We start from the raw sequence: 12,744 nt of genomic DNA on the forward strand, positions 1-12,744 counted from the left end.
GGCTCGACAAAGACCATGAAAAGACCACTAAAAGCGCAGAAGCATGGGTACTATGGCAGAATTGTCAGCTCATTCTTAACCGGATTGACTAAAAATCAGAACGTTACAAATTTAAACATGCTCTAATTGAATACATCCTGAACAAAAGTATTCCTCACCAACATAGATTGCTTCAATGCCAATCTGTGACATCCCTTGCAAGATATTCGCATAATCTTCCTGATTTATGCCTGCATGAATAAGAACCTCATCAAAAGAATCTTTTTCCCTTACTTCACCCTCATACCTAAGCCCTAATTCCCAAAGGTTCTTTCTTCTATGGTACCATCCATTTACTGCAATTACTCTCGTACTGTCATTGATATTCTCAGTTGCAAGGAATTTCACACTGTATTGGTTCTGAATAACAGTTTTAAGCTTTTCAAGCTCATTTCGATGAGTTGAAAATTTTTCTTCCATATCATCTATAGCATAATGGCATGAGAACAAAAGGATAGATGACAGTATAAGTAAAATGGTGTTTAGGAAGTGTTTCAAAGTGGCTTGATGAAAAATTGATTTATTGTTCTCTATTGCCGCCTAACGGTGTTGTACATGAGGTGAGCGAGGCGCAGCCGAGTTTAAAGCCTGTGCTTGGTGTGCGCCCAGTATGGGCACCTGGTACTAAAGGTATCAAATTATTCCAGAGGGTGAAAGTCCCTTACAGGCGAGTTGGTGAAGCCTGTTAGCAAGCCGCAAGCTGGTTCGTCGTGAGGCGTGCAGTGAAGAAAGCGGAACTGCAAAATCCGGTACTGACGGACAGAAACTGCATAAGAGGCAGGAAGTCGTGGGTTAGCAAGCACCCCTTTGCGATGCCCCTGACCAACAAACGACTTTGTGTAGATGCAGCAGGAATCGGAGGAAGGAATGTGCTCTTACCTGGGGAGGTCTCCCGGTGTCGTGAACACAGGGAGAAGTCAGCAGAGGCCATAGTAGGTAGAAGTAACGAGCTGGGAAGCACCCGGAGGTCTCACAATCTACTGAAGGGCCGAACGTTAAGTTGCTCTTAATTCGGCAAGGAGGCTGTGCCAGCCTTGCCTTAAGCGGGGCAGAGATTACAGTAAAAGTAGTAAAAGATGATAGAGAAGGTACTCCACCGGGGCAACATGCTCAAGGCATACAGGCACGTGCTGGCCAACAAAGGTTCGGCGGGCGTGGACGGTATGCGGGTAGAGGAGCTGGCTTTGAACCTGGAACAAAACAGGGGCGCCATCGCCACGGCCATCTGCAACGGCAGGTACCTGCCTCAACCCATCCTGGGGGTAGAGATACCCAAGAGTAACGGCAAGAATCGCCTGCTGGGCATTCCCACCGTCACCGACCGCGTGCTGCAACAGGCCGTTAACCAGGTGCTGAGCCCGCTCTTTGAGCTTGAGTTCACCGAGCACAGCTACGGCTTCCGCCCCAACCGCAACGCCCACCAGGCCCTGCAGCAGGCGCACAGTTATATTCACGAGGGCTATCAGTACATTGTCGACATAGACCTTCAGAACTTCTTTGACGAGGTGGACCACTGCCTGCTGCTGCAACTGCTCTACCGAAAGGTAAAATGCCCCCTCACCCTGCGCCTCATCCGCAAATGGCTCCGGGCTCCCATCCTTATCAAGGGGAGACTGGTCAAGCGCCGGAAAGGCGTGCCACAGGGTAGCCCGCTCTCGCCGCTCCTCTCCAACATCATGCTTCACGAGCTTGACAAGGAGCTGGAAAAGCAGGGGCTGCGCTACGTGCGCTATGCCGACGACTTCAGTGTCTACACCCAAAGTGAAGAGACAGCCCGAAAGGTAGGCAACGCTGTATTCCTGTACCTCCGGGACAGACTGAAGCTGCCCATCAACAGGGAGAAGTCCGGCATCAGGCGGCCTGTGGATTTTCAGATATTAGGTCACGGGTTCGTGCCTACCTACAGGAAGGGCGACAAGGGCAAATACCAGCTGGTAGTGACAAAGAAGGGATGGGCAAGGCTGAAACAAAAGCTGAAGGCTATCACCCGGAAAACCACGCCAAGTGCTTTTGACGGACGTGTCCGGGAACTGAAGGAGGCGCAGCGAGGCTGGGTCCACTACTTCCGTATGGCAAGTATACAGGGTAAACTCAAAGAAGTCGACAGTTGGATACGCAACAGGCTCAGACACTGCATCTGGCATGACTGGAAACGAATGGAACGGAAAAGGAAAAACCTGATTCGGCTGGGTGTTCCAAAAGGCCAAGCATATGCCTGGAGCAGAACAAGGAAAGGAGGCTGGGCAGTGGCTCAAAGCCCCATCCTGATAACGACGGTAACGGTGAAAAGGCTCGTCCGTAGGGGATATGAATCATTGCTCGACTACTACAGGAAAGTAGCTCCACAACTTAACGAACCGCTGTATGCGAGACCCGCTTGTACAGTGGTGTGAGAGGCGCACCCCGCTACCTAACGGTGGCGGGGCCGTCTACTCAATTATAGGTCGATTTTTATTATTTCAGATACCTTTCTTCCTGTTCTCAAGCTCCCATAGTTGACCTCTTGCTTAACAAAGGAAGCCATGTAGCTCCAGAAGAACATTATATCATAATCATGCTGCTCTTCATTATCGTGTGGTACACCTATATTGCCAATACTTTCAAAAGAAAGCTTTTCTTGTTTGTATGCTTTTGCGCTTAACCAATAGATTTGCTCTTTTTCTTTCACCTCAAATTCTATTTGGCTGTTGCTCCGAAATACTTTCTCCGTTCTTGACAAAATTTCAGCGTTGATGAAATCTTCAACTACTGGTAGTTCCGATTGAACAATATTTGTGATAGCAACCAAGTTATATCCATGGGGATTTACTTCTTCCTTATCTAAGATAACCGCTCCACCATACTTGTCATCATCTAAATGGAAGGCAATACAGTCGCCTCTCTCAAACAGGGGCCTGTGAATTTTCTTAGGGAGCTTTGGTTCTCTGGCTTTTCTAACTTTGGGTTTGGAATAGACAGTTTCTTAAGGAAGGCTTTAAGAGCTTTATCTCTTGCTTTTAAATCACTCTCTTCAGCCCCTGATTTTTCCCAAAGTAAAAGATTGTCTCCTGATATGATTATTTCTTTTACCCTTTCAAACACATCTTCGGGAAGAGAGCCTATCTCCCACAAGCATTTGCCTAAAGCAAACCAGTACTCATGGTCTTCTTCTTGAAGATATTCACGCTTTAATTCTTGAATGATGTTACTAACCTCTGTTCCACTTTTCCACTTTTCGTAGAAATCAGAATAGACATCTAAGAATGTATCATTTTGAGTAATCGATGTACCCCAAGTTCCCATACTTTAATTGACCTATAACGTTACTCGTGCAGCCGAAGCCCGTAGCGTAGCGAGGGTTAAAGCTGCACCTTGTTAACGGAAGGAACTTCTTCTCTAACGCTACTTACATAATCCTACTATAAATATCTGAAAGAAAGGAAGAAAAGAATAGACGAACCTAAATGATATATAGGTCCTAACACAAAAAAGATAAAACTGAATTTCGGTGGTGAAACCTTTCGTTTCTTTGTCACATAAACTGTTCTTAGAAACTTGTCAGTTAAAAATAGATTAGCTACCATTAACCCTCCAAATTCAATTGGATTCAGCTTACTAATTAGACCAGGGAAGTAAATACCCGTGGCTATAATCAGCAGAGTCTGCAAATTCAAGCCCAAAGAAATAGTTAATATGTAGATGGAGGCTAATAGTCCTCTATCATTATATCTGTAGAGGTACACATAGAATGTTTTTAAAAGAAAGTCTATGGCAATCATTTAGCTTATCTCGACTATCAAGTGCTTGGTCCCTATACCCATCTTTATTGTGTTCTTATTTATTGTGTTCTTAGCTGGCATCAATGCTATCGTTATTATTTATTTCTGTTTTCTTACCGTTAACGTCTCGTGCAGCTGATGGGCGAAGCGTAGCTGAGCCTAAGCGCTGCACTTTGTTACAAGCTGTTTTTCTATTTATTTGTATCCGTATACTATCAGTTTCTCTGGTGACAATTCGATTTCCAACTCACCAATTCCAGCTATTTTATTGCTTATTTCTGATATGTCCTGATAGTAAGTAAATGATTCTAATATCTGCTGCCCCATCGGTCTGTTTACCGTCCATTTACTTGGAAACTCAATCCATTGTATTTCCTTAAAAGATGTAGGTCCCCCAGTCATTGTATCGTTTATACCTTTTTCATTGAATACCACAGAGTAACCATCAATGCGAGGTATTCTTATTTCTCGCAACACATTATCCCAAACATCTTTTATCAAGCATTTACCGATTAATTCATGATTCTGTGATAGAACTTTGAACAGTTTCGACCACTTAGTATTACTCATATACCTTCCTGAAAAGGTGTCAAGTTTTTTAGTGAGTTTTGCTCTGTATTTTAGTTTCTCATCTATCATTTAAATTGCTTGTAACGGTACTCGTACATAATGTGGGCAAGGCATAGCCGAAGCCTATATTATGTACTTTGTTGCCAGAAGGAGTTTTTTAGCAATTTGTTTATCTCTAAAGATTTAATCTATCAGCCATCTTGCTGTTAAATTTTTAAACTAAGAATCATCAGAATAAACAAGAAGTAAGCACCGAAGATATAAACCCAAGATAGTGTTTCGGTGAACTTATCCCTGAGGTACCTTTCTTTGAAGTTGTCAAATATTTCCAAGTATTTGTTCCCACCAATAAACCAGAACCAATTAAGCGCTAAAAAAGCAACGCCTGAAGGCAGAGCATATTTCTTATCAACTTCGGGCATTTCTCCTTTGGCAAAGAAATAAACAAAGGCAGCAATTGTAAAGAGATAAAGTAGGCTGGACATACCCACTATTCCAGAGGCAGTAAGCCAAGGAATGTCATTCTTAAACCTTCCGCTTTTATAGTAGCGCTTGAAGACGTGGAAGAATATCAGGTTATACCAAGTCACTTTAGATTTATTGTTTTCATCGTTTTATAGTTCCTATTACTGGCAACGGCTTGTATAGAAGGCGAACGAGGCGTAGCCGAAGTATGACTTATATGCCTTGTTGGCGTTCGTAGTTCTTTATTTAATGCCAGTCATTTCCACAAAACCTACATTGTTTGGCTTGTGGTGTTCTTGCAAGTTTACCGCAGTTTGGACAGTTGTTTAAAAGCACCTTTTCTTGATTATCCTTTAGAATCCTTTTCGCAGTATTTAAAATAAAATCATTCTTACTACCATTTAATAAATTCAGCACATTTGGGTCGTTTGATAGCCAATTGCTTTCCCTAAATGCTTTCTCAAACTTGTCTCTATTTTCAATCCCTTCAAGCTTTTCAATCGATTGCAAATGCCTGAGCGCAGCGTCTTCTTTTTCACTAAGCATGGACCTATAATAGGTGACTATATAATTAGCTGTCTCTAAATCCATGAGAAGTTTTATCAATTAATATGCACGCCAACGTGCTGGTGCAGCCGATGGGTGAGACGAAGCCGAGCATAAAGGCTGAACTTTGTTGGGTGTTGCTATTTTTTGTTCGTTTCCTGATGCAAGTCAGGTATGATTTCAGTTACAATTGCTAATGCCTTTTCTAAAGTTATCCCGTTTGTTTGGTCAAGAGTAAGAGCGTGATTTTCTTCTATTACTACTACATTAGGTATAAAACCAACTTCTTGTGTGATGACTTTAGTTTTTATGTTCAAGGTGTTGCCGTAGGTAGGAATGTATGTTTGCAGCCAACCAAAATATGGAGGCTCGTTTACTCTGTCAACGTCATTCCACAATTCATTCGTTCTGATGAAGTTTTCTTCGCTAAGGCTTGTCCAGACGTTGAAGATTAAGTCTTCTTCATAGTCAATTATAGGTATTGTCAACCTGCCACGGATAAAGAAATGCTCTTCATCAACCACACAAAGGCTTTCGGTTTTTTCTATCCTACTTTCTCTTTCAGCTTCTGGTACTGTAAAATAATATTCAGGATAATCGCTGCCAAAGGTCAACGGCAGACTGTCAAGTTCCATACTACAGCATGCACACTTATATACTATCTGACCTGATTGGTTTATTTCCTTAGTGATTTTCAATTTTCATGATTTATAGTACCACCCAAAGGATAAGGCTTTGCGGTGGCGTAGCTACGGTAAAAGTGTGGTTAGGGGCTGTTGTTTTATCAGATTTCTGGAGAGTCTACTAAGGTATAAATCAACTCCCACTTATCCTTTTTTCTACTGTATATCAATGTTTCTACTTCACCACAAATTCTGCCACATATCATCCCTTTTCTAACGATTGCTGTGGACATGTCCTGTGTGAAAAGAGGCATCGAAATATGGCAAAATCCTCCTACACTATACTTCTCTTTGTTCGCAAGAACAGAGTCGTACTGAATCACATGCCTACCCTCTACCAGATTATGGTTAAGCTTAAAGCTATTGCTCCAACCAAGCTGCTTATAGATAAACTCTACATCCGATTTGGTAAAAAGGCTGTCCATCGACAATATTTCTAAGGAGTCGTCTGACGTAAGTGAAAAAGGGAATAAGTCTCTATCCGTGACCTTTTCACATTGGAAGTCAAATTCCGTAAACTCTTGCGAAAGTGCTGCATTAACAAATTCGTAGGTAACACTATCAGCAACAAAAGGGTTAGAAAACAGAATTTCATTATTCGCCTTTCTTTCCCTTTGCGCACATCTTACTGTTAGACATGCTAATGCGGCAGAAAGAAGAAAAAACCTTGCTATGCCCACAGAAGTGTTACCTTTCATATGCTTCATTTAGTTTCTATTGCCCCTAATAGCTTTGCTATGGTGCGTTTATGCACTATAGGTTTTGTTAGCTGTCGCTTTTTTTAGCCTTTATGAGTTCTTCCTCTGCCAATTCCATAAGTCCCTTATTATCTACTGTCGGATTCAGTTCATAACACTTTTGGAAATAGTAGTGAGCTTTCTCGAGGTTCTGAAACGGAATCATGTAAATAATTCCCAAGTTATAATAGCAGTCGGCAAGTCTATAACCAAGCTTTGCTACCTTATGGTAATCTTTTGCTGCACTTTCAAAATCATCCAATTTTGCCTTTGAAAATGCCCTCCTGTACAATGCTTCAGCATTGAGTGAATCAACTTCTAAAACTGTAGTGTATTTTTCAGCTGCAAGTTTGTAGTTGTCACTCTCATATGCTTTGTCTGCCTGAGAAAGTGCAGTTGTATATGTTTCAGTGTTTTTTGAACCTGATAGACTCTGCTTGTTACAACTTAGCAGCAAGAATAACACTGCTGGTAAAATATATTTCATTGTTTAGAGTGTTTGCTAACTATAGGATAAACGGAGTTATTCGGCTTATCTGCACTATGTGTGGAGTAGGTTCTGCGGCTTTGTAAACTCCTGGTGTACCCATTCCTGTATAACATATTTGCGGTTTCAGTCTCCATAAAATATATCGCATAGCTAATATAATCGTTTATTATAGATTATCAAGGGGGCTCACAATTTTATCCAATGCATGGGAGGTTACATGGGTATATATCTCGGTGGTCTTGCTGTTCCGGTGGCCCAGTAGCACTTGTATATAGCGTAAGTCTGTGCCTTGCTCCAGCAAATGGGTAGCAAAGGAGTGACGGAGCGTATGCGGAGTCACTTTGGTTTTTATTCCTGCTTTGGCAAAACAAGCCCTGAAAACATTGCGTGTGCTGTCAACGGTGTACTGCCCCCCATGTTGTCCCTCAAAGAGCCATGCTTTGGGCCTGTATGCCTTGTAGTATTCCCGCAGGCTTTGCAATAGCTTTTGAGAGAGCAGTGTGGTGCGGTCTTTCTTGCCCTTCCCCCCTCGTATCAGCAAGAGGTTCCTGTCAGACTGTACGTCCGTGAGTTTAAGGTTTATCACCTCCCCAATTCTTAAACCACCGGCATACAGCAGTTGCAGGAGGCAGCGGTGCTTCAGGTTATCAGTAGCCGACAATATCCTGGCTACCTCCTGCTTGCTGAGCACGGTGGGCAGTCTGTCCGGTTTTTCCGGCCGCTCCACATTGTTGAGTTGTACTTCGTGGCGGCCCAGCACACGCTGATAATAGAATTTAACTGCATTTATCGACTGGTTTATGAGCGAACAGGAATAGAGCTGGTTCTGCACCATACTCCTATGGTACTGGTTAATTTCCTCCTCCGTAAAAGCCTGAACCGCTTCTATACCCTTGTCTTTGTGCGCATTGAGGAAACGCAGCAGCAAACTGTGGTAAGTGCGAAGGGTATTCATACTGTAGTTGAGCAAAAAGAGCTTTTCCAGGTACGGCAGAGGACAGGTAATGTATGCAGCGCCCTTCTCGTAGGTTTGCTCCCAGAGTTTGCGCATCAGGGCCACATCCTTCACCTGTAGCTCCTGGCTAAGCCACAGCCATCCTGCCCCCTGCAACTCATCAGACAGCACTAGAATACTGTACCCACCCGGAGGCATCGCAAAGCACTTAAGCTCTTTGTTCCAACGTGCTACCTTGCTCAGTGTCAGCATGCTGTAAATTTCCTGGTTGTACTTATGGGTGATACCGATAAGTGTGGCACCTCCTTCCACCAGCATTGGCTGCAGACGCACCACCGGCAGGTCTGCTATTTTCTGCATTGTCTCTCCCCCGGCCTTATCCGCCAAAAGAGGCGTCTGGCTGTCTGGTCTGAGTCTTTTGGGGCGGTACAGATAACGGCTGTTCACCTGCGCCAGCCCCTGGAAATGAGCATAAGTCCTCTCAATGTCCTGCGGTGTGTGGTGCATCACAAAGCACTTATAAGTCTTGCTGTACTTCAGCCACGAAGCCTCTTTCAGCCGCTTGCTGACAAAGGGGTTGGGCTTATGCCACAGGCGAATATATTTTTTCCCTGCGTGCTCCAGCAGATTGAGGTACACAACGGCCTGTGAAGCAGATGATTTAGAACTAAAATCTGTCATAGTTCAAGAATACAACTTTTAAATACTGTACCCGTGTTATTACTCGAGTAGATACGGATATACTCGAGTAATAACACAACTAACAGAATGGATCACAGCACTTGTATTCAATGCGGTAAACAAATGGCAGGCAGAATAGACAAACGCTACTGCTCCGACCAATGCCGCTTTCTGCAAAACAACCAGAAGCGCAGAGAAGACAAAGGCGAAAAGCTGAGGGCAAAAATCAATGCTACCTTAAGAAAGAACCGAACTATCCTGCGCCAGGCCAGCCCGCTGGGTAAAACTACCATCCGGCGGCAGGTGCTGGAGTTGGCAGGCTTCGACTTTCGCCACCATACCCACCTCTACCGCACACAAAAAAGCAACACCTACCATTTCTGTTATGATTACGGCTACCTGCTGCTGCCTGAAGACGGGAAGGTGCTTATTGTAAACTGGCAGCAGTATATGGAGAAGCAGGAATAAGCACAAGCTTTAGATGCTGCTATGGAAACGTAAACCTTAAAGCATAAAATGAGCGTCCGGAAAAGGCATCAGAATACCCTATGCCATAACAACAGGGCCGCTCCAACATCTGTCAGAGCGGCCCTGTTGTTATGGCATTTTCAGCTGCAGCATATAGGCTAAACTACTTTTAGCCCACAGCAGCTAACAGTTAATTTGCATTTAGCATCAACTGGTTTTTCTCTTTCACTTCATCATCAATCTTAACCAGAATGGTTGTGGCCAAATAGCCGCTGCCACCATCCCGCACAACCTTCCAGCCCATATCTTCTAAGTTTTGCTTTACATATCGGTTAAGAAAGCCGTGGGCTACAAGCACTACCTTTGGCTTTTCCTCACTTGCTTCTGCTAGTTGTCGTGCCGTCTTACGTGCCCGTTCCCGTGCATCAGCAAAGCTCTCAATGCCATTCCGGTCGACCCCCAGCATCCACTTTACGCGGGCGAAGGCAGTCCATAGCTTTATTGGCAGGCGTAATCTGGGGCTGAATTTGCCAATAGTAGTTTCAAACTCCCTGAAATCAGGGGAATATACCATCTCATTTTCAGTACCGAATAAATATTCAGCAGTGGTACGGGCCCGGTTAAGAGGGCTGGAGAAGATGGCTACCTCTGCTGTATCTCCAACATTAAAAAATGGCTCATCCGGTACCACAATTCCTACAGAATCATAGTTAACCAGAAACTGACTGGCTTCTTCATAAGAAAACTTTCCTGTTTTCGTCAGTTCAGGTTCACCATGACGCACAAGCGCGATCTGCCGCAAATTACTGTAATCTGCTATTACCTCGTCTTCAGGAGAGATAAAGCGGGTGCTTGGGCTTACAGGCGCTCCATTAACTGTAACATGCGAGGCTTCTGCATTCAGATATTCGTATATTCCAGCGATGTTCTGAATGATATGATGCTTCGGTAACTGGACTTGCGCCGCCGCCGGTAATGCTGCCAGCAAGGCGCAGAAAATAGGTGTTAAAAGAAGTCTTGCCATACCCAATAAACTGACATAAAGCAGCGATGGTTCCGTTAAAAAGCTTATTCTGGAAACAATTAAAAATCGTTTAACCCTAGTTATTCATTCTTTTACATGCTAGAATCAAACGTTCACCTCTCTTTCTGATTTAGCATTTCCAACACCTACGCCTTATAGCAGATGTTCCGGAGCACCCTTACACAAAGTAGTTTTTCAGAAAGTTATAGCCGTTCCGGAACATGATGTTCTCCACCACCTGTTCTATATTTCTGATTGAAAAACGGCACCCGGGGCGTATGCTTCGAAAGCCTCTTTTATTTTGTCCGGAAGCTCATAAAAGTGGCTGGAAGAAACACATGTTTTTATCGGGTTAATCAGGCCGTCAAAATCGGAGCCTATACAGATATGCTCCCACTGGTCAACCTGCTTTAGCCTCTCCCCTACCTTCACGATGTGGAAAATAGTATTGATTAAGTGCCGCAGGTGCAATAAAAAGCTAAATTAAATAACAGCAAAGGCCACTATAACATCTGTTAAAGCGGCCTTTGCTGTTATAGACAGAAGACTCTCATACTTATCTGAGGCTCACATCAAAGACATAAACTGACAAGCTTTTGTCCTTTGTTGTGCTACCTGTACATCTTAGAAGATGCCCAGAAACTTATTCCTTTTGTAGATATTATTCAGGTCTTTCTCAAACAGGACATAGGGGTCATTATAGAATTTCATGAAGTTAGGGACACTTACCTGCCCCGGAAAAGGAGCATAATAATGTGTGGGACTCCGCGTATCGTTCCGCCAGACCAGCACGTAAGCGAGGCGCATACCATCTCTTTTCATGGTTCTCAGCAACGTGTTTGTCCACCAGGTGGTATCAGGTATCGACTCCAGCCCCGTTTCAGTAAAAGCTGCCAGTTTACCTGCTTTTTTTGCATAATCCGATACAATTTTAAGTTTTGCGGCTGCCGTATCAACAGCATAGCGGTCGCGCCCCATGTCGCCGTAGTTATCCATACCCACCATGTCTACCCATTCGTCACCCGGGTAGCGCTCCAGGAACTCCGCCTCATTCCTGAACCTGTTGTCAGGCGAAAAAGCGTAAATAAAATTATGCACATCCAGGCTGTCCCTAAGGTATGAAACTGTAAAGCGCCAAAGGGAGATGAATTCTTCGCGGCTGGTATGCCCCTTGCCCCACCAGAACCAGTCACCGTCAAACTCATGGAAAGGCCTGAAAATAACAGGAGCCAGTTTCCCGTCAGCACCCCTTACACTGTGGGCCCATTCGCCGATGCCATTCAGAATCTCCTTGTACTGCTCGTGCGCTTCACCACCTGGAATGATGTACCGTACCCCCGGCAGCGAAACAGTGTCTACCCAGGAGAAGCCTCCCCCGGACACTGGGTTAGAGAAATGCCAGGCCACAGTAGTTACTCCACCGCGGTTGTAGGTATCTACTACGTTTTTCCTTACTTCCTCCTTTGCTCTTTGTATGGCCTCCGGCGATCTGCCTGAAAAGCCGCTGAAATCAACGCCAATTACTGCCGGATGTGAGCCGGTAACCGACTTAACATCAGAGCGGTCTTCGTCGCCACGCCAGCCGTGACCATATTCGGTAGCGTGCTGGTGCCCGAAGAGCGTGTGGTCCTCCGATAGCTTTCCAAGGTTATGGTAAAGGGCTTTTGTTTCTTTTGTAGCAGATGCATCTATCGGCTTTGTACCGACGCAGCCTGCTAAGAGCAGGCAAAACAGTACAGGCAGTAGTAAGAGAAGGTGCTTCATGAAAGAGTATTTAGATTCAATTGAATACTGAAAGCAAGATACCACCGCTCGCCGGGGTATACAATTTTATGAAGCTGATATAATCCGTTTCCAGTCTTTGGTTTGCGCTCCCGAGGGAAACAGCCAATGCCGTCAGCTAAAGAAAAAAATTGCTACTATCATCTCCCTACGTCCTTGCTGTGTCGAAAAGCAAGTTGTTAGTCAAAACACAACAATGGCAGCAATATTACTAAACTTAAGTTGCGATTGGCACCTTTCACTGTTTCGCTACCGTTGAATACCCACCCCTGCCCCTCCGAGGAGGGGAATTTCGGTTTGGAAGGAAGATTCCCCTCCACGGAGAGGGGCAATGCCGTCAACTTAAGGGGACACAGTAGCTAGATTGTCATTTCGAACGCAGTGAGAAATCTGGGTTATTTCATGGCCCTGCAACATTCCAGATTTCTCACTGCGTTCGAAATGAACTGTGTTTAAAAGCAATATTTTGCTTATGATTTTTCCATGTAATACTCTCCTTTGGTAGCGATGGCAAAAGCCTGCTTTATGAGTTTGTTTGCCACAGCT

At 44.3% G+C, this 12,744-nt stretch carries 16 protein-coding genes; 2 read left to right on the forward strand and 14 right to left on the reverse strand.

The genetic code is table 11. From position 1 onward, the window contains the following. Positions 1-111: 111 nt before the first annotated feature. The gene (locus tag E1919_RS26020) at positions 112-459 is read right to left on the reverse strand and encodes a hypothetical protein (protein WP_162056331.1); all 348 of its coding nucleotides are present in this window, start codon (positions 457-459) and stop codon (positions 112-114) included. A 656-nt stretch (positions 460-1,115) separates the two neighbouring features. On the opposite strand from E1919_RS26020, the gene ltrA reads away from it, so the two are divergent. Then, positions 1,116-2,432, forward strand: a complete 1,317-nt coding sequence (ltrA, locus tag E1919_RS26025) for a group II intron reverse transcriptase/maturase (RefSeq protein ID WP_162056332.1) — start codon at positions 1,116-1,118, stop codon at positions 2,430-2,432. Positions 2,433-2,476: 44 nt separating this feature from the next. Here ltrA and E1919_RS26030 read toward each other — a convergent pair whose 3' ends face one another. The 9 genes from E1919_RS26030 to E1919_RS26070 form a co-directional block, all read right to left on the reverse strand. After that, positions 2,477-2,827 (reverse strand): hypothetical protein, encoded by a 351-nt coding sequence (locus tag E1919_RS26030; protein WP_162056333.1) that lies wholly within the window; start codon positions 2,825-2,827, stop codon positions 2,477-2,479. A gap of 65 nt (positions 2,828-2,892) precedes the next feature. After that, on the reverse strand, positions 2,893-3,321 hold the full coding sequence (locus tag E1919_RS26035; protein WP_162056334.1) for a hypothetical protein: 429 nt from the start codon (positions 3,319-3,321) through the stop codon (positions 2,893-2,895). 671 nt (positions 3,322-3,992) lie between these two features. Beyond that, the gene (locus tag E1919_RS26040; RefSeq protein ID WP_162056335.1) at positions 3,993-4,436 is read right to left on the reverse strand and encodes a hypothetical protein; all 444 of its coding nucleotides are present in this window, start codon (positions 4,434-4,436) and stop codon (positions 3,993-3,995) included. Between the two features lie 137 nt (positions 4,437-4,573). After that, positions 4,574-4,957, reverse strand: a complete 384-nt coding sequence (locus tag E1919_RS26045; RefSeq protein WP_162056336.1) for a hypothetical protein — start codon at positions 4,955-4,957, stop codon at positions 4,574-4,576. Between the two features lie 121 nt (positions 4,958-5,078). Beyond that, on the reverse strand, positions 5,079-5,423 hold the full coding sequence (locus tag E1919_RS26050) for a hypothetical protein (RefSeq protein WP_162056337.1): 345 nt from the start codon (positions 5,421-5,423) through the stop codon (positions 5,079-5,081). Positions 5,424-5,518: 95 nt separating this feature from the next. Next, on the reverse strand, positions 5,519-6,076 hold the full coding sequence (locus E1919_RS26055) for a DUF2199 domain-containing protein (protein ID WP_262888791.1): 558 nt from the start codon (positions 6,074-6,076) through the stop codon (positions 5,519-5,521). A gap of 86 nt (positions 6,077-6,162) precedes the next feature. After that, the gene (locus E1919_RS26060) at positions 6,163-6,759 is read right to left on the reverse strand and encodes a hypothetical protein (RefSeq protein WP_162056339.1); all 597 of its coding nucleotides are present in this window, start codon (positions 6,757-6,759) and stop codon (positions 6,163-6,165) included. Positions 6,760-6,826: 67 nt separating this feature from the next. Then, positions 6,827-7,285 carry a tetratricopeptide repeat protein gene (locus tag E1919_RS26065; RefSeq protein WP_162056340.1) on the reverse strand — a complete coding sequence of 153 codons (459 nt, stop codon included), beginning with the start codon at positions 7,283-7,285 and terminating at the stop codon, positions 6,827-6,829. Positions 7,286-7,454: 169 nt separating this feature from the next. Then, positions 7,455-8,924, reverse strand: a complete 1,470-nt coding sequence (locus E1919_RS26070; RefSeq protein WP_237144866.1) for a tyrosine-type recombinase/integrase — start codon at positions 8,922-8,924, stop codon at positions 7,455-7,457. Between the two features lie 123 nt (positions 8,925-9,047). On the opposite strand from E1919_RS26070, the gene E1919_RS26075 reads away from it, so the two are divergent. Beyond that, on the forward strand, positions 9,048-9,392 hold the full coding sequence (locus tag E1919_RS26075) for a hypothetical protein (protein WP_162056341.1): 345 nt from the start codon (positions 9,048-9,050) through the stop codon (positions 9,390-9,392). A gap of 190 nt (positions 9,393-9,582) precedes the next feature. Here E1919_RS26075 and E1919_RS26080 read toward each other — a convergent pair whose 3' ends face one another. From E1919_RS26080 to E1919_RS27810, 4 genes are all read right to left on the reverse strand, one after another. After that, a complete protein-coding gene (locus E1919_RS26080; RefSeq protein WP_162056342.1) occupies positions 9,583-10,416 on the reverse strand; it encodes a histidine phosphatase family protein in 834 nt (277 codons plus the stop codon). A gap of 243 nt (positions 10,417-10,659) precedes the next feature. Continuing rightward, entirely contained in the window at positions 10,660-10,887 is a 228-nt protein-coding gene (locus E1919_RS26085; RefSeq protein ID WP_162056343.1) for a hypothetical protein, read from the reverse strand. Between the two features lie 153 nt (positions 10,888-11,040). Next, entirely contained in the window at positions 11,041-12,180 is a 1,140-nt protein-coding gene (locus E1919_RS26090) for a glycoside hydrolase family 26 protein (protein WP_162056344.1), read from the reverse strand. Positions 12,181-12,540: 360 nt separating this feature from the next. After that, positions 12,541-12,744 (reverse strand): hypothetical protein (locus tag E1919_RS27810; protein WP_237144867.1); only part of this gene is annotated, 204 nt, incomplete at its 5' end.

The organism is Pontibacter pamirensis, assembly GCF_010015475.1.
In the GTDB taxonomy this organism is placed as follows: Bacteria; Bacteroidota; Bacteroidia; order Cytophagales; family Hymenobacteraceae; genus Pontibacter; species Pontibacter pamirensis.